This is a genomic window from Pseudomonas mandelii (genome assembly GCF_002251635.1).
Lineage (GTDB): Bacteria > Pseudomonadota > Gammaproteobacteria > Pseudomonadales > Pseudomonadaceae > Aquipseudomonas > Aquipseudomonas mandelii_B.
The window spans coordinates 1-16,637 of sequence record NZ_NMOJ01000123.1 but is presented as its reverse complement, the minus strand read 5'-3'; the positions used below and the strand labels follow the sequence as shown (position 1 = coordinate 16,637).

General features: G+C 58.4%; 15 protein-coding genes. 4 read left to right on the top strand and 11 right to left on the bottom strand.

Annotated features, from left to right (window positions below; genetic code table 11):
- Positions 1–494: 494 nt before the first annotated feature.
- The 3 genes from B7L09_RS17005 to B7L09_RS16995 form a co-directional block, all read right to left on the bottom strand.
- Positions 495–959, bottom strand: coding sequence for an inhibitor of vertebrate lysozyme family protein (locus B7L09_RS17005; RefSeq protein WP_094469817.1), 465 nt, complete (start codon positions 957–959; stop codon positions 495–497).
- Between the two features lie 2 nt (positions 960–961).
- Entirely contained in the window at positions 962–1,126 is a 165-nt protein-coding gene (locus B7L09_RS17000; protein ID WP_003177151.1) for a DUF1328 domain-containing protein, read from the bottom strand.
- A gap of 82 nt (positions 1,127–1,208) precedes the next feature.
- On the bottom strand, positions 1,209–1,496 hold the full coding sequence (locus B7L09_RS16995; protein WP_094469816.1) for a hypothetical protein: 288 nt from the start codon (positions 1,494–1,496) through the stop codon (positions 1,209–1,211).
- Between the two features lie 440 nt (positions 1,497–1,936).
- On the opposite strand from B7L09_RS16995, the gene algB reads away from it, so the two are divergent.
- Positions 1,937–3,283, top strand: a complete 1,347-nt coding sequence (gene algB, locus B7L09_RS16990; RefSeq protein ID WP_010465602.1) for a sigma-54-dependent response regulator transcription factor AlgB — start codon at positions 1,937–1,939, stop codon at positions 3,281–3,283.
- A 7-nt stretch (positions 3,284–3,290) separates the two neighbouring features.
- Positions 3,291–5,078 (top strand): KinB sensor domain-containing domain, encoded by a 1,788-nt coding sequence (locus B7L09_RS16985; protein WP_094469815.1) that lies wholly within the window; start codon positions 3,291–3,293, stop codon positions 5,076–5,078.
- Between the two features lie 11 nt (positions 5,079–5,089).
- Here B7L09_RS16985 and B7L09_RS16980 read toward each other — a convergent pair whose 3' ends face one another.
- The 7 genes from B7L09_RS16980 to B7L09_RS16950 all read right to left on the bottom strand — a co-directional run bounded on the left by B7L09_RS16980 (position 5,090) and on the right by B7L09_RS16950 (position 12,361).
- Entirely contained in the window at positions 5,090–6,703 is a 1,614-nt protein-coding gene (locus B7L09_RS16980; protein WP_094469814.1) for an EAL domain-containing protein, read from the bottom strand.
- A 75-nt stretch (positions 6,704–6,778) separates the two neighbouring features.
- Positions 6,779–7,558 carry an N-acetylmuramoyl-L-alanine amidase gene (locus tag B7L09_RS16975; protein WP_094469813.1) on the bottom strand — a complete coding sequence of 260 codons (780 nt, stop codon included), beginning with the start codon at positions 7,556–7,558 and terminating at the stop codon, positions 6,779–6,781.
- 103 nt (positions 7,559–7,661) lie between these two features.
- Positions 7,662–9,680 (bottom strand): GGDEF domain-containing protein, encoded by a 2,019-nt coding sequence (locus B7L09_RS16970; RefSeq protein ID WP_094469812.1) that lies wholly within the window; start codon positions 9,678–9,680, stop codon positions 7,662–7,664.
- Entirely contained in the window at positions 9,681–10,556 is an 876-nt protein-coding gene (locus tag B7L09_RS16965) for an endonuclease/exonuclease/phosphatase family protein (RefSeq protein ID WP_094469811.1), read from the bottom strand.
- A gap of 14 nt (positions 10,557–10,570) precedes the next feature.
- The gene (locus B7L09_RS16960; protein ID WP_094469810.1) at positions 10,571–11,212 is read right to left on the bottom strand and encodes a thiol:disulfide interchange protein DsbA/DsbL; all 642 of its coding nucleotides are present in this window, start codon (positions 11,210–11,212) and stop codon (positions 10,571–10,573) included.
- A gap of 201 nt (positions 11,213–11,413) precedes the next feature.
- Positions 11,414–12,025, bottom strand: a complete 612-nt coding sequence (locus B7L09_RS16955; protein ID WP_094469809.1) for a c-type cytochrome — start codon at positions 12,023–12,025, stop codon at positions 11,414–11,416.
- Positions 12,026–12,058: 33 nt separating this feature from the next.
- On the bottom strand, positions 12,059–12,361 hold the full coding sequence (locus B7L09_RS16950; RefSeq protein ID WP_094469808.1) for a c-type cytochrome: 303 nt from the start codon (positions 12,359–12,361) through the stop codon (positions 12,059–12,061).
- A gap of 191 nt (positions 12,362–12,552) precedes the next feature.
- Between B7L09_RS16950 and yihA the strand changes: the two genes are divergently transcribed.
- Positions 12,553–13,197, top strand: a complete 645-nt coding sequence (yihA, locus tag B7L09_RS16945; protein ID WP_094469807.1) for a ribosome biogenesis GTP-binding protein YihA/YsxC — start codon at positions 12,553–12,555, stop codon at positions 13,195–13,197.
- 282 nt (positions 13,198–13,479) lie between these two features.
- Here the strand turns inward: yihA and polA are convergent, their stop codons facing one another.
- Positions 13,480–16,251 carry a DNA polymerase I gene (gene polA, locus B7L09_RS16940; protein WP_094469806.1) on the bottom strand — a complete coding sequence of 924 codons (2,772 nt, stop codon included), beginning with the start codon at positions 16,249–16,251 and terminating at the stop codon, positions 13,480–13,482.
- Between the two features lie 74 nt (positions 16,252–16,325).
- Here polA and B7L09_RS16935 point away from each other — a divergent pair, with 74 nt between their 5' ends.
- Positions 16,326–16,616, top strand: a complete 291-nt coding sequence (locus B7L09_RS16935) for a DUF2782 domain-containing protein (RefSeq protein ID WP_094469805.1) — start codon at positions 16,326–16,328, stop codon at positions 16,614–16,616.
- The last annotated feature ends 21 nt before the right edge of the window (positions 16,617–16,637 follow it).

Genomic DNA, 16,637 nt, shown 5'->3' with positions numbered 1-16,637 from the left:
GCTTTTTTAATTGAAACTCGCGTCCCAACCGGTTCGAATACGCCATTTCGGCAGGCAAAAGTGCCGTGAACCGGCCATTCCAGAGGAGGTTGGTTGTTTTTTAAACAGTTGAATTCATGACGAAATTTCGGAAAAAGCCTACGTTTGGCAGCGAAAACTCTTCTGCCTAAAGTCGAAGGTTTCTCGATATACGGTCGTGAAGAAACACCGCGAAATGGTTTTGCGGGGAATATGCAGCAGAGGGGAATGAGCGAAGTGCTCTAGATCAACGTTTTGCACGTTGAAGCTCTTCGCAAGTCCGTCGAGCCACTCTGGGCTGGCGAACTTGCGTCGCAGCTTTATTACCTGACCCGGCCCTTGCGCAGACACTCCATGTGCCCGTAGGTCACTCCGACCCTGAAACAGTCAGAACGTCCCGACCCCTTGGTCATGCGCCTGCCTTCCTCGGGTAGCGCACTGGAAAGAAGCGATGCTGCTCCTTTCGTGTTTCAAACTCAGTACCAGTTCGGATCTTTCTTGAGCTGTTCCATCAACAGGTCCTGCATGCCTGGGTCCGGTTTCCCGAGGAAGCGGTAGTCGGCATGTCGCGTTGGCGACTTGTCGGCCGGCAATCCTGCAGGCACTTCGACCAGCATGGCGTAGGCGTCCTTCTTGTCGAAGCTGAAAGCCACGATCAGGCGCTTGTTCAGGCACGTGTCTGCTGTCTCGCAGAGCGGCCCGACCAGGTACTTGTCGCCATCTTCCTCCACAGCATTCATTTGNTCGGCAGCGCCAGACAGGTTCATCACCCATTCCGGCAGTCGCTCTTCCTTTTTAACGACTTTAGTCCACGTTTCACGGTACTGCGGGTCCGAATTCAACAATTCGCTGGCCCGCGTCTGGCCATCATTGGCCGCCATCGCCATGGCACCACCGCCCAGAAGCAGGGCGGCTGCCAGTGTTTTTAACAAAACGCTCATATTCAGCCTCGACCACGACGGCCAAAGAAGAAGGAAGCAATGAACATCACCAGGAACACGACAAAGAGAATCTTGGCGATACCCGTGGCGGTGCCCGCGATACCACCGAAGCCCAGTACCGCAGCGATGATGGCAATGATCAAGAATGTGATTGCCCAGCTCAACATGGTGATTCTCCTTACGCTTCTATATTAGAGATGTCGCTTATGGTGCTTTTCCCGGCGCAACGAGCGCGCCAAGTTCGTTTGCTCAGAACACCCAACGTTCCTGACGAGGCATCTCATCCACAGGCTGAGCCTGGTCGACGTCCATCATTCGCATCGGGGCGAGGTCAGCCTGGCTGCTGCTGACGGCGCTGAAATGGGTCTGGGTTGCACGGTGAATCGACACGTGCGGCGCCTCTGGCTGCTGGCTCTGTTCCCAAAGCAGGAACTGCTGACCTGCGATCAGCGTGATCAGCAGCGCCAGCACGCCAAACAGGCCTTGTTGAAGATGCAAAGGCGAGATGCGCATTGGGGCGACACGTAGGCGATTCATCCTGAAACTCCTCCCACTCTGGTGGTGATCTTGTTAGTGGGCGTCGATACGAAATGGCCCTGATTACTCAGGCTATTGCAGCCTGCATGCCAGCTTTTTCATATAAAAAAATCGTTTTAAATCAATCAGTTAGCTTGGTCGTGAAAATCAGGGTGGACGCATCCTGCACGATGAGCCGCGCAGGGTCGTGCGTATTGCACGATCGATTCCCGGCAACTTTGATTATTTTTGAATTGAGAGGAGGGCGCGGATGTCAGAAAGGGACGTGGGTAATTGCCACATCGGCGGTTTTTTTGTAAAAAACCAGAGAAATCAGCCCATTAGCTAATGGATGAGTAGAGAGCTACCCTGCCATGGCTGGAATGGATCAGAATCAACCATGCAACTTGCCCGATTTTTCCGGGACTAACCAAGATCATTCATTAAAGGAGCGCAGGAACATGGAATCAGCCACTGAGCATCAAGGCCGCATTCTGCTGGTGGATGACGAATCCGCCATTCTGCGAACCTTCCGCTATTGCCTCGAAGATGAAGGCTATAGCGTCGCCACCGCGAACAGTGCGGCGCAAGCTGATGCGTTGCTGCAACGTCAGGTGTTCGACCTGTGCTTCCTCGATCTGCGCCTGGGTGAAGACAATGGCCTGGATGTGCTGGCCCAGATGCGTATTCAGGCACCCTGGATGCGGGTGGTGATTGTCACCGCGCATTCCGCCGTAGACACCGCAGTCGATGCGATCCAGGCCGGCGCCGCCGACTACTTGGTCAAACCGTGCAGCCCAGACCAATTACGGCTGGCCACCGCCAAGCAGTTGGAAGTGCGCCAACTGTCCGCACGCCTGGAAGCCCTTGAAGGCGAAGTGCGTAAACCCAAGGACGGTCTGGATTCCCATAGCCCGGCCATGAAAGTGGTGCTCGAAACCGCACGCCAGGTCGCCAGCACTGACGCCAACATCCTGATTCTCGGCGAATCCGGCACCGGTAAGGGTGAACTGTCCCAAGCCATTCACGGCTGGAGCAAACGCCAGAAGAAATCCTGCGTTACTATCAACTGCCCGTCATTGACGGCGGAATTGATGGAAAGCGAGTTGTTCGGCCACAGCCGCGGCGCGTTTACCGGTGCCAGCGAAAGTACCTTGGGGCGCGTCAATCAGGCGGACGGCGGCACCTTGTTTCTCGACGAGATCGGCGATTTTCCCCTGACGTTGCAACCCAAGTTGCTGCGTTTTATCCAGGATAAGGAATATGAGCGCGTAGGCGACCCGGTCACCCGGCGCGCTGATGTGCGCATCCTGGCGGCCACCAACCTGAACCTGGAAGACATGGTGCGCGACGGCCGCTTCCGGGAAGACCTGCTCTATCGCCTGAACGTCATCACGTTGCACTTGCCGCCACTGCGCGAGCGCCGGGAAGACATTCTGAACCTGGCCGACCGTTTCCTGGCTCGCTTCGTCAAGGAGTACGCGCGTCCGGCACGGGGCTTCAGCGACGAGGCTCGCGAAGCGTTGCTGGGTTACCGCTGGCCCGGCAACATCCGCGAACTGCGTAACGTGGTGGAGCGGGCGAGCATTATCTGCCCTCAGGAACGGGTCGAGATCAGCCACCTGGGAATGGCCGAGACCCCGACCAACAACGCGCCGCGTATTGGCGCTGCGTTGAGCCTGGATGAGTTGGAGAAAGCCCACATCGGTGCCGTCCTCGCCACCGCTGATACGCTGGATCAGGCGGCCAAGACACTCGGCATTGATGCCTCGACCCTGTACCGCAAACGCAAGCAGTACAACCTGTGAGCCTGCAATGAAACTGGCGATGAAGCTGCGTACTCGGCTGTTTCTGAGTATTTCTGCGCTGATCACCGTGGCGCTGCTCGGGCTGTTGCTCGGGCTGGTCAGCGTGATGCAGATGGCCGGCACCCAGGAGGTGCTGGTTCGAAACAACTTTGTCACGCTGGACCTGGGGTTGAAATTGCGTCAGACCCTGGGCGATCAGCTCATGATCATGATCGACGAAAAGCCCGATCCCACAGCGTTCGAGACCGCCAGGAAAAACTACCTCGAGTTGCTTGAAGAAGGCATCACCCTTCAGAAGTCCGGCAACGGCGGCTATGGTTTCAAACAGGCCAAGGCTGACTACCTCGACTTTCTTCAAGCCTACGATCAGACAAAAGTGCCGAAGCCTGTATTGGGCGGTAACGAGGCGTTGAAGGAAAAATTCAACACTCTTCGAAGCGGTCTGCTTACTGAACAAAAGCGCGCACTGGATAACATTAACAGTACCGAGCGCCAGGCCCGGGAACGCGCGTTGCTGATTGCCGGGCTGCTCGGGTTGGTGGGGCTGGCGGTACTGATCATCGGGTTCGTGACCGCCCATGGAATCGCCCGCCGGTTTGGCGCTCCGATCGAAGCGTTGGTCCAGGCTGCTGACAACATCGGCCAAGGTAATTTCGAAGTGACCCTGCCGGTTTCCTCCGCCGAGGAAATGAACCAGTTGACCAAGCGCTTCGGCATCATGGCAGAGGCGCTGCGCCAGCATCAGGCGACCAATGTCGACGAATTGCTGGCCGGCCAGCAGCGCCTGCAAGCGGTGCTCGACAGCATCGACGATGGCCTACTGATGATCGACCGCCAAGGCTNTCTGGAACACCTCAACCCCGTGGCCCAGCGTCAGTTGGGGTGGGACACCGATCGACTCGGTCAAGGGCTGGGCACTGCGCTCGATCGTCCCGAACTGGATGAGCAGCTACAACTGGTGTTGCGCGGCGGGACCCTGGAGCGAGCGCCGGAAGACCTGAGCGTTGAGGTCGACGGTGAGTCGAGGTTGCTGACCTACAGCCTGACCCCGGTCAGCCATACCCAAGGGCACATTCTTGGCGCGGTGATGGTGCTGCATGACGTCACTGAACAGCGCGCCTTCGAACGGGTGCGTAGCGAATTCGTGTTGCGCGCCTCCCACGAGTTGCGCACACCGGTGACCGGCATGCACATGGCCTTCGGGCTGTTCCGCGAACGGGCNAAATTTCCTGAGGACTCTCGCGAAGCCGACTTGCTGGACACCGTGAATGAAGAAATGCAGCGGTTGATGCAGCTGATAAACGACCTGCTGAATTTCTCGCGCTACCAAAACGGGTTGCAGAAACTCACGCTGGCGCCTTGTTCCATTGAAGAGATACTGGAACAGGCTCAGGCACGCTTTGCCGGGTCTGCGGCGCAGAAGGGCATTGAGTTGCTGGTGGAAGTTCAGGGGCCGTTACCCAGATTGCAGGCCGACCAGGCGCAATTGGACCGTGTGCTCGATAACCTGATCGATAACGCTTTGCGTCATACCCCTCGGGATGGACTGATACGTTTGCAGGCGCGGCGCCATGGTGAGCGAGTGATTATCAGCGTGGAAGACAACGGTGAGGGCATTGCCTACGGTCANCAAGGGCGGATCTTCGAGCCCTTCGTGCAGGTCGGCCGCAAGAAGGGCGGTGCCGGGCTTGGTTTGGCGTTGTGCAAGGAAATCGTGCAGTTGCATGGCGGGCGGATGGGCGTTTATTCGCGGCCGGGGCAGGGCACGCAGTTCTACATGGCACTGGCGGTGTAAACCGCTGCAGTTCAGGCTTCATCATCCAGGCGTCGATTGTTCCGCCGGCGACCACGGGTAATCAGTTCGATGAACTGCACGGCGCTCAGGGCATGGGCGAACAGCCAGCCCTGACCGTACTTCACCCCTTCACTGCTCAGAAAGGCTGCTTGCGCTTCATGTTCTATGCCCTCGGCAATCACCCTGAGTTGCAGGGCCTGGGCCATGTGAATGATGTGCGGTGCCACGCCGCTGCTGGCGGCATCATGGCCCAGCGCATCAATGAACGCCTTGTCGATTTTCAGGCAGTCCACCGGCAGGGTTTGCAGGTAGGCGAGGCTGCAATAGCCCGTGCCGAAATCATCGATCAGCACCTGATGCCCGACATCGCGCAAGGCTTGCAGGTTTTCCCTGGCCACCACCACATCGATCAAGCCCCGCTCAGTCACCTCAAAGGCAATCTGCTTTGCCGCGACCCGGTGCAAGGTCAGCAAGCGTGCCATCACCTGGCCGATACGCGGCACCATGACATCGCACGCAGCAAGGTTGACGGAAATATACAACTGCGGATTGGCGCGGAGCAATTGCCCTAGTTGTTCGAGGAGTCGCTGTAATACGAAGTCGGTCATCTGGCGGATCTGGCCGGTGTTTTCCGCCATCGGGATAAACAGGTCGGGGCTTGTCAGCGTGCCGTCCGGCCTTCGCCAGCGCAGCAAGGCTTCAGCCCCGACACAGTTGCGGCTGTCGAGGTCGAAGATCGGCTGATACAACACCTGCAATTCGCCTCGTCGGATGGCGCCGTTCAGTTCAGCGTCCAGTGACTGACGCTGGCGCACCAACAGAAACACCATGAATCCGACCAGGATGCCCAGTGCCAGACTGGCCGGCAGCAGCCACCACCAAACTGCCGGTACATGCATGTTCGTGCGCGGCGTGATCAACACTAATTGGTATTCGGGATTGTTGGTGGGCATCCGGTAAATCAAGCGGGTTTGCGTCACTTGCAGCGCATCGCGGCTTTCCAGGGGCCAGAATTCTGTGGGTGGCCAAACTTGTGCGGCTCCGAGGACAGGAATCGCACGGGTGCCATGGGAGAGCACTACCAGCAGGCTGCTTCCCGGGGACAGATCAACCATGTCGGTCAAATGCCCGCGAGAGGTTGCGACCCGAAAGTTGCCGCGTCCAAGCATCAACGCAGCACGGTTTTCATCGGGTTCGGTGGTCGTGTTCAGCCAGTAGCTGTAGGTGGGCCCCTTGATGTCTGGCGGTCGACTCAGCGACAGCCCCTCCTGGCGAGGGCGATTCGAGCAGATCCGCGAGGCATCCATGTAGGCGGCTTCGTAAACGAAGCGGTAGTTGAAGCTGACCTGTTGCAAGGTCGCGATCATTTCATCATCGCAGCCACGCAGGGGTTGGGCTTCCAGATCGTCGAGGCTTTCACGTAGCTGCCCGAATAATTGCTCCAGTCGGGCGAGGAAACGCTCGCCCTGGGCATTCATTTCCTGGCTTTCCCGCTGCTCGACCTGATGCATCGCTAAAAAAAGGCTGGCGGCCATCAATAACGTTGCGCTCAAGGCAGCAGCCAGCATCGCCAAAAACCAGGGGCGATAGAACCAGCTACGAAGCGTCTCTCGAGCTACAGTCATTGTGGATATCCGAAGAATTACCAATGAGTTATAGCTGCTGATTGAGAAAAAGCCCTTACCGTCGGGCGGGCGTCATTATTTTGTCTGATTCAAAACTTGTAGAAGCGCCGCCGTCTGAGCGTCAGGTGTGCCATCGAATCGGGTGGGGCGGAAATGCATTTGAAAAGCCGCCAGTACATGGCGAGTAGCGACATCGAGCTCGCCCGTTTGTGGCGTGGCGTAACCCAGTCGGGCCAGCTGTCCCTGATACCAGCTGATGCTCGGCAGTTCTGCTGCGAACCGGGCTTGCTGGCGTGCGACGGCCTGCTCGTTTGGCCAGACGCCTATGCCTTCGGCGGCCAGACGCTTCCAGGGGAACAGCGGGCCCGGGTCGAGCTTGCGCAGCGGCGCGATGTCGCTGTGGCCGATGATGGAACGAGGATTGATGTTGTAACGCTTGCTGATGTCCTTGAGCAGAAAGATCAGCGACTGAACCTGATCTTCGCTGTAGGGGTACCAGAGACGGCCCGTCGGCGTGTCTTTGAAGCCAGGATTGACGATCTCGATGCCGATGGAGCTGGAGTTCAGCCAGGTCCGGCCTTGCCATTCGCTTTCACCTGCGTGCCACGATCGAAGATTTTCATCCATCAGCTTATAGATGGTGGCGCCTTTGTCGTCACCGATCAGGTAGTGACTGCTGACCTCGCCGTGGGTCAGCAATTGCAGGGAGTGCTCGAGGGAGGCAGAGGTGTAATGCACCACCACGAACTGAATACGACTGTCGTGATTGGCTGAAGGGTGGCTGGTGTCGATCCGCGGGCCGCTGGCACAACCGGCCAACAGAAGTAGCGACACAATGAGAGCAAGACATTTCATGGCAGGAGGCAATACACGCAAGTCAGTAATGCAACAGTGTAACGTACTGACTTGCGCGCAGAGGGCAAAAGCGCTGTTTTAAATAAAATGGAACAATTGGCTGTCAGCCTGCTTCAACACGGTTGCGGCCGGCATTTTTCGCACGGTATAGCACTTGATCGGCTCTTTTCAGCACCAAATCGCTATGTTCGCCGGCTTTGAATGCCGTCACACCCATGGAAATGGTAATGGTCACTCGCTCACCCTTGAAGTGAAAAGGGCAGGCTTCGATGGAGGCACGCAAGGATTCCAGCAATTTGGCACCGTTTGCCAAGGGTGTGGAGGGCATCAACAGGACAAATTCCTCACCGCCGAACCGCGCAATGAAATCCGTCCCGCGCAGGCGTTTGCGCAGCACGCTGGCGATGATCTTCAGCACCTTGTCACCTGCCAGGTGGCCGTAGTTATCGTTGATGCGTTTGAAGTGGTCGAGGTCGAGCATCGCCAGCAACAGGGTGTTGCCGTGTTGCTGCCATTGGCGGACTTCGTGCTCCAGCCGCTCACTCCAGGCCGCTCGATTGGGCAGGCTGGTGAGGGGGTCGATCAGGGCTTTCTGGCGTTGTTCTTCAAGGTGTTCGCGGTAGCCCAGCGCTTCCTGTTCCATGTGCGCCACGCGTTCGGCCAGGCTTTGCAACCGAGCCGCGACTTCCTGCTCACGTTCGTCGCGCTGCTTCTGGTGTTGATCCATGGTGCCGAGCAGGCCTTCGAGATGGTTCTCCAGGACGTGCTTGAGGTCGTCCAGATCCGCCGCTTCCTGCATGCTGCTCTGCAGGCCATCGACTTGCTCGCGGATCTGCGTATCCATCTCGCGCGCAGCCGAGCGGTTGTCGGCATGGCCGTCACTGGCTGCTTGCAGGTTGCTCTGGAACGATTCCAGACGTTCGTTGAGTTGCTGCAGGTACGCTTCGAATTCGTGCTGGCCGCTGTCCGTAATCGCCAGCATCAACGTTGCCAGATCATCGAGGATCGGGATCAATTCGTACCAGTTCAAGCCGTTTTGCAGGCGATCACGCATCGCTTCCGCTTGCGGGCGATGGCGCTCGGGCAACGTCAGGTCATCGAGCAGGCCAAGGAGCGTGTCTTCGATATGCTTGGCGACAGAGCTGTAGGACGGCTCGGGTGAGTCGGGCAGGGCGTAGAGAACATCCTCTGGCACAAGGTGCTCCGCCTCAATGGTCACCGGGGTCAGTTCATCCGGGTTGACTGCCGGTGGCACTTGCTCGGCTGGCGTAATGTCTGGAAGCGCTGGTTCTGCCAGTTGTTCGATATTCGGCTGAGTCGGTGGCTCTACAGGTTGCGCAGATGCAGTCTCTGGCTGAAGCACAGGCGGGACAAACGCCACCACTTCCGGAGCAGGTTCCGTTGCCTGTACTTCCAGTGATTCAGGGGTTGCAGCGTCAGGTTGGACGTCGATTACGGCTGGTTGTACGACTGACGGCTGCTCCACTGTGGGTGCGAGATCAGCCGTTTCCGGCGGGGCCTCGGCAATCGGTTCAACCGTTTGCAGGGGCAACGCTTGTACCGCAGGAGCGGCGATCTGCGGGGAGGCCTCATCCGCTTCCCGGTTACCAAACAGGCGCTGCAGAAACCCGGGGCGATCAGGTTCTGCGGGGGTATCCAGTTGACGCAAGGCTTTGCCTTGCAGGCCACTCAGTTCGCTGAGCAGCAACGGAATCTCACGGGCCTGACTGACTCGCCCATCCAGTTGTTTGGCAAAGTTCTTCAGCGGCCGGCTGACTTCGCGAGGTAGCGGCAGTGTTTGCAGCTGGGTCACCAGCGCAGTCAGTGCGGCGCTGGTCTGATTGACCCGGGTTTCCCGGCGTTGCTCCGAGTCGAGCACGGCTTTTTCCAGGCGCGGCAACAANGCGGCCAGGCCGGCGTCCATGTCATCGGTACGCACGACTTCGCGCATTTCCTTCATGCATTGATCAACGGCGCGATCGGTGCCTTCTGCGGCCAGGGTGCTGCGCACCAGCCCACGGCGCAGCAAGTCGAGCCGGGCATCCCAACGGCGTTCGAGCTTTTCCTGTTGTTCGATGCTTTTGAGGTATTTCTCTTTCCAGCGCTGTGTTTCGTCGCTCATTCATGGGATCCGCGAAGGGGCAGGGCTCAACGCGGGTAATGCATCAGCCGTGAGCGAACCCGGCAGACGAATCTCTACCGCGACCGGCAGGTGATCGGAGATGGGCTGCGCCAGCACCTCGACCTTTTCAAGGGTCAGTGTCGGGCTGAGCAGAATATGGTCCAGGCAGCGCTGCGGGCGCCAGCTGGGGAAGGTCGCTTCCAGTTGCGGCGCGAGCAGGCCGAGGTCACGCAACGGGGAGTTCTGCAGCAAATCACTGGCGTGGGTATTCATGTCGCCCATCAGCACCTGGTGTTTGTAACCGCCGATCAACTCGCGGATGTAAGCCAGTTGCAGGCTGCGGGCCCGAGCGCCCAGCGCCAGGTGCATCATCACCACCACCAGCGCCTCCGGACCTTCGCCGAAACGCACCAGAATCGCCCCGCGGCCCTTTGGCCCCGGCAGCGGATGATCTTCAATCGCCCACGGGCGCAGGCGGCTGAGCACGCCATTGCTGTGCTGGCCGAGGCGACCGAGATTGCGATTGAGTTGTTGATACCAGTAGGGGAAGGCGCCGAGCTGCGCCAAGTGTTCAACCTGATTGACGTAGCCTGATCGCAGGCTGCCGCCATCGGCTTCCTGCAAGGCGACCAGATCGAAGTCGTTCAGCAAATTGCCGATCTTTTGCAGGTTANCCGCACGCCCGTTATGCGGCAGCAGNTGCTGCCAGCCTCGGGTCAGGTAATGCCGGTACNNCTCGGTGCTGATGCCCACCTGGATATTGAAGCTGAGCAGGCGCAAGCGGCTGTCTGCGGGCAGGCCTGTGGACTCCAGGTGATGTTCGTTGACCCGCGGATCATGCAGGCCAACGACACGTTCCGTACCCCAGCGGCGCATGGCGGGCCCCGCGCTTAGTTGGCAGCAGCCTTGTTAGCCGCTCGCTCTTTGTCGACCAGTTTGTCGGCCAGTTGCAGTGCTTGTTCGGCGCCGCCGGCAGAGCCCACGTCAAAGCGGTACTTGCCGTTGACGATCATGGTCGGAACGCCAGAGATTTCATATTTCTTCGCCAGTTCTTTAGCTTTGTTGATCTGGCCCTTGATGGCGAAGGAGTCGAAGGTGGCCAGGAACTTGTCCTTGTCTACGCCTTGAGTGGCCAGGAATTCGGCCATTTCATTCTTGTCGACCAGCTTCTTGTGTTCTTTCTGAATCGCGTTGAACACCGCAGCGTGAACCTTGTTCTCGACGCCCATCGCTTCAAGGGTCAGGAACATTTGGCCGTGTGCGTCCCATGGGCCGCCGAACATGGCAGGGATGCGGACGAAGTTCACGTCGGAAGGCAGTTTTTCGACCCAAGGATTGATCACCGGCTCAAAGGCGTAGCAATGCGGGCAGCCATACCAGAACAGCTCCACCACTTCGATCTTGCCAGGCACGGCGACCGGAACCGGGTTGGTCAGTTCGACATAAGGGGCGGCGGGTGCTTCGGCGGCTTGGGCAGTCATGCCGAACAGGCTGGCAGTGACGAGAGCGGCGCTGAGGATCAGATTACGCATGCTTTACTCCTGTACAAATAAAGTCGCCTCACGCGACCTTTAATTGTGACAGGTCTACGCGGGCATGAGTTCGTTAGTGTAACGGCACCGGCCACAAAAAAGGGCGGCCTAAGCCACCCTTTTTATACTTGCTGCGACGGATTAATAGAGCGTTAACGTTGCAGGAGATGTACTTCCCGCGCGACGCCCGATTCGCCGGTCTTAGTGCAGGCCTTGAATGTAGCTGGACACCGCAGCGATATCTTCGTCGCTGAGCTTTTTGGCAATGCTTTGCATCGGTTTGGTATCGCCATCGTTGGCACGACCGCCTTCTTCCTTGCGGAAGTCGGTCAATTGCTTGGCAACGTATTGAGCGTGCTGGCCACCCAGATGCGGGAAGCCGGCCGCTGCGTTGCCTGTGCCATTCGGCGAGTGGCAGCCGGTGCAGGCTGGCAGGCCCTTGGCCAGGTCACCGCCGCGGAACAAGGCTTCACCGCGAGCCACGACTTTCGGGTCGGCGGCGCCAACGCTGCCTTTCTGGCTGGCGAAGTAGGCGGAGATATCAACCAGGTCCTGATCGCTCAGGTTGGTCAGCAGGCCGGTCATTTCCAGAACGGTGCGTTTGCCGGACTTGATATCGTGCAACTGCTTGTTCAGATAACGCTCGCCCTGGCCTGCCAGTTTCGGAAAGTTAGGCGCCATGCTGTTGCCATCCGGGCCATGACAGGCGCCACATACTGCGGCTTTCGCCTGACCAGCAGTTGCATCACCTGCAGCATGGGCTACGCCGGTGATGCCCAAGGTCAACAGCAGACTCACGATCAGTTTGTTCATCAGCTAATCCAACTACGGCTAAGGGTTTAAGAGTTATCTACCGGGTTTACTCACCATCAACTCAATGATGGCCTGGTAATCCTCAGTACTGCAGTCCATGCACAAACCACGCGGCGGCATTGCCTTGAAACCCTGGGTCACGTGTTGCACCAGCGTGTCCATACCCTGCGCCAACCTCGGCGTCCAAGCTTCCTGATCGCCCTTTTTGGGCGCCATGGGGAGTTGGCCGGAATGACAGGCACCACAAACACGGTTGTACACCGCCTCCGGATCCTGTGTAGCCTGAGCGCCGTAAAGCGGCACCAGGACACCAAAAGCGAGCAACCATCGGGTCATACATCGACCTTTTCAGGGTTGAGAGCGTTTTGCGTTCTAATGCGCAATGAAGGTCTTTCGCTCCCGTGAACTTCATCCTTCGCTGGGACAAAGCACACACAAAATCTGCGGCATTATATACTGGCGCTACTGAAACGGAAACGACACCGCTTGCCGCACCCTTTTTCGGCACCGCCCACATCGGAAATCTCATGCAACTCAAGAACCCCATCCTCGGCCTGTGCCAACAGTCCACCTTCATGCTCAGCGCTGCCAAAGTCGACCAATGTCCCGACGACGAAGGCTTTGAAGTGGCCTTCGCCGGNCGTTCCAACGCCGGCAAGTCCAGCGCGCTGAACACCCTGACTCACGCCAGCCTGGCGCGCACCTCGAAAACCCCGGGCCGCACGCAACTTCTCAACTTCTTCAAGCTAGACGATGATCGGCGTCTGGTCGACCTGCCGGGCTACGGTTATGCAAAAGTACCTATCCCGTTGAAGCTGCACTGGCAGCGTCATCTGGAGGCTTACCTGGGTGGTCGGGAGAGTTTGAAGGGTTTGATTCTGATGATGGACATCCGTCATCCAATGACCGACTTCGACCTGCTGATGCTCGANTGGGCCGTCGCCAGCGGCATGCCGATGCATATTTTGCTGACCAAAGCCGACAAGCTGACCTATGGCGCGGCGAAAAACGTCCTGCTCAAGGTTCAGACAGACATCCGCAAAGGATGGGGCGATGCGATCAGCATCCAGCTGTTCTCGGCGCCAAAGCGCATGGGCCTGGAAGACGCCTACACTGTATTGGCAGGCTGGATGGAGCTGGCGGACAAAGGCTCCGAGGTTGCGGAGCAATAAATCGCAGGCAAAAAAAACCCCGGACTTCGTATGGGGAGGGGAAGTTCGGGGTTCAAGTTCCGGACCGCTAGGGCGGGGTCCAGATATCTGCCAACACTTAACACAACATAGGAGCATCGAAGGGCTTCACCAGCCATTCAGTAACTCTGAGTGGCAGTTCACAGGTTTAGTTCCGGAGCTTCAGAAACCATTTGTAATAAGTGTGATTTCTTTCCGAAATAAGGGCCCTTCACCCTTCTGCCGCGGCACTATGCCGCAGCAGAAAACGCCTTTTCAGACGGCTCAGTGAGCCTCATCCCAGTTATTGCCTACGCCAACCTCGACCAGAAGCGGCACATCCAGCTTCACGGCGTCGCTCATGTGCACGCGAATTTCTTCCCGAACCTGGTCGACCAGATCTTCACGCACCTCAAGCACCAATTCATCGTGCACCTGCAGGATGACTTTGGCGTCGAGGCCCGATTCCGTCAGCCAGTTATCCACNNNCACCATGGCTTTCTTGATGATGTCTGCCGCAGTGCCTTGCATCGGCGCGTTGATCGCCGTGCGCTCGGCACCTTTGCGCAACGCCGGGTTTTTCGCGTTGATTTCCGGCAGGTACAGGCGACGGCCGAAGATGGTCTCGACAAAACCTTGCTCGGCCGCCTGGGTGCGGGTGCGTTCCATGTACGCCAGAACACCCGGGTAGCGGGCGAAATAACGGTCGATGTACGCCTGGGATTGCTTGCGATCAACGCCGATCTGCTTGGCCAGGCCAAACGCGCTCATGCCGTAGATCAAACCAAAGTTGATCGCCTTGGCGCTGCGGCGCTGATCGGTGGTGACGTCGGCCAGCTCAACGCCGAATACTTCGGCGGCGGTGGCCTTGTGCACGTCCAGGTCATTGCGGAACGCGTGCAATAAGCCTTCGTCCTTGGCCAGGTGCGCCATGATCCGCAGTTCGATCTGCGAATAGTCCGCCGCCAGCAGCTTGTAGCCCTTGGGCGCGACAAACGCCTGGCGGATCCGCCGCCCTTCGGCGGTGCGCACAGGGATGTTCTGCAGGTTCGGGTCGCTGGACGACAAGCGCCCGGTAGCCGCCACAGCCTGATGATAAGACGTGTGAATGCGCCCGGTGCGCGGGTTGATCTGCTCCGGCAGGCGGTCGGTGTAGGTGCTTTTCAGTTTGCTCATGCTGCGGTACTGCATCAGCACCTTGGGCAACAGGTAATCCTGCTCGGCCAGTTCCGCCAGGACGGCTTCGGCGGTGGACGCCTGGCCCTTGGCGGTTTTGCTGAGGATCGGCAACCCGAGTTTTTCGTACAGGATCACGCCCAATTGCTTCGGCGAGCCGAGGTTGAATTCTTCACCGGCGATGGCGAATGCCTCACGCTCCAGCGCGACCATTTTGTCGCCCAGTTCAACGCTTTGGATGCCCAGCAGATTGGCGTCGACCAGCGCGCCCTGGCGTTCGATGCGGGCGAGTACCGGCACCAACGGCATTTCGATTTCGCTCAGGACTTTGCTCAGGCTCGGAATGGCATTGAGCTTTTCCTGCAAGGTCTGGTGCAGGCGCAGCGTCACGTCGGCGTCTTCGGCGGCGTAAGGCCCGGCCAGTTCCAGCGAGATCTGGTCAAACGTCAGCTGCTTGGCACCCTTGCCGGCGATGTCCTGAAAACTGGTGGTGGTGTGGTTCAGGTACTTGAGCGCCAGGCTGTCCATGTCGTGGCGGGTCGCGGTGGAATCCAGCACGTAGGATTCGAGCATGGTGTCGAACGCGATGCCTTGCACTGTAATGCCCCGTTCAAAGTCACCACCGATGGCGCAGTTGGCCAGGATGTTCATGTCGAACTTGGCGTGCTGGCCAACCTTGAGCTTGGTCGGGTCTTCCAGGATCGGTTTCAGCGCGCGCAACACGGTGTCGCGATCGAGCTGATCTGGCACACCCATGTAGGAATGGGTCAGCGGAATGTAGGCCGCTTCGTTGGCCTGTACAGCAAACGACAGGCCGACCAATTGCGCCTGCTGCGCATCGATGCCGGTGGTTTCAGTATCAAAGGCGATCAGCTTGGCGTTGTTGAGTTTCTTCAGCCACAGGTCGAAATCGGCCTGGGTGAGGATCGTGGTGTACTTGAGCTCGGTCTCGACAGCGGCTTCTTCAACCACCGGGGCGCTGACTTCCTGGCCGGAACGCTTGGCATCACGCTGGTTATCTTCAAACCAGCTCTTGAATTCGAGCAGGGTGTAGAGCTCAGCGAGTTTATCGTGATTCGGCCGGCCCATTTGCAGGTCGTCGAGCCCGATGTCCAGCGGCACGTCGATCTTGATGGTTGCCAGTTGATAGGAGAGGAACGCCATTTCCCGATGCTCTTCCAGCTTGGCCGGCAGGTTCTTGGCGCCCCGAATCGGCAGGGTCGGCACAATATCCAACTGCTCATAAAGCTCTTTGAGGCCGCCATTCACGCCCACTAACAGGCCGGAAGCGGTCTTCGGACCAATGCCCGGAACGCCCGGGATGTTGTCGGAGGAATCGCCCATCAACGCCAGGTAATCGATGATCTGCTCGGGAGCGACACCGAATTTCTCCTTCACGCCCTCGATGTCCATCGCGCTACCGGTCATGGTGTTGACCAAGGTAATGTGCCCGTCGACCAGTTGCGCCATGTCCTTGTCGCCAGTGGAAATCACCACCGGTCGGTCGGCCGCCGCACTGCTGCGGGCCAGTGTGCCGATCACGTCATCGGCCTCGACGCCTTCAACGCACAGCAGCGGGAAGCCCAGCGCGATCACGCTTTGGTGCAGGGGCTCGATCTGCAGGCGCATGTCATCAGGCATGCTCGGGCGATTAGCCTTGTATTCAGCGTACATGTCATCGCGAAAGGTCCCACCCTTGGCGTCGAACACGACCGCGAACGGGCTGTCCGGGTACTGCTTGCGCAGGCTTTTGAGCATGTTCAACACGCCCTTGACCGCACCGGTCGGCAGGCCTTTGGAGGTAGTCAGCGGTGGCAGCGCGTGAAAGGCGCGGTACAGGTAAGAAGAACCGTCCACCAGGACGAGGGGGGCTTGGCTCATGAGCAGGATCAACCTTTTCGGCGGGTCAGGCGCTAGAATAGCCGGACCAATGACGACAAAGGGACAAGGTTATCATGCGCACACTAAATCGCCTGTTGCTGGCTGGCTTGTTTGTAACCGTTCCCCTGGCCGTCATGGCGGCGGATGATGCGCCGACACCGGAGCCGGAAGTCACGATCCGCACGGAAGGGGATAAAACCATCCAGGAGTACCGCCAAAATGGTTTCCTGTACGCGATCAAGGTGACCCAGAAAGGCTTTCCGCCGTATTTCCTGGTGCGTGCGGATGGGACAGATGCAAACTTCATCCGCTCGGATCAGCCGGATATGCTGATTCCGTCGTGGAAAATTTTTGAGTGGAAGTAGTTTCTTAATTTCAATCGGCGC

Excerpts from the sequence above, each read along its gene's own strand:
- B7L09_RS17000 (WP_003177151.1), bottom strand. The coding sequence starts at position 1,126 with ATGTTGAGCTGGGCAATCACATTCTTGATCATTGCCATCATCGCTGCG.
- B7L09_RS16995 (WP_094469816.1), bottom strand. The coding sequence starts at position 1,496 with ATGAATCGCCTACGTGTCGCCCCAATGCGCATCTCGCCTTTGCATCTT.
- algB (WP_010465602.1), top strand. The coding sequence starts at position 1,937 with ATGGAATCAGCCACTGAGCATCAAGGCCGCATTCTGCTGGTGGATGAC.
- B7L09_RS16980 (WP_094469814.1), bottom strand. The coding sequence starts at position 6,703 with ATGACTGTAGCTCGAGAGACGCTTCGTAGCTGGTTCTATCGCCCCTGG.
- B7L09_RS16975 (WP_094469813.1), bottom strand. The coding sequence starts at position 7,558 with ATGAAATGTCTTGCTCTCATTGTGTCGCTACTTCTGTTGGCCGGTTGT.
- B7L09_RS16960 (WP_094469810.1), bottom strand. The coding sequence starts at position 11,212 with ATGCGTAATCTGATCCTCAGCGCCGCTCTCGTCACTGCCAGCCTGTTC.
- B7L09_RS16955 (WP_094469809.1), bottom strand. The coding sequence starts at position 12,025 with ATGAACAAACTGATCGTGAGTCTGCTGTTGACCTTGGGCATCACCGGC.
- B7L09_RS16950 (WP_094469808.1), bottom strand. The coding sequence starts at position 12,361 with ATGACCCGATGGTTGCTCGCTTTTGGTGTCCTGGTGCCGCTTTACGGC.
- B7L09_RS16935 (WP_094469805.1), top strand. The coding sequence starts at position 16,326 with ATGCGCACACTAAATCGCCTGTTGCTGGCTGGCTTGTTTGTAACCGTT.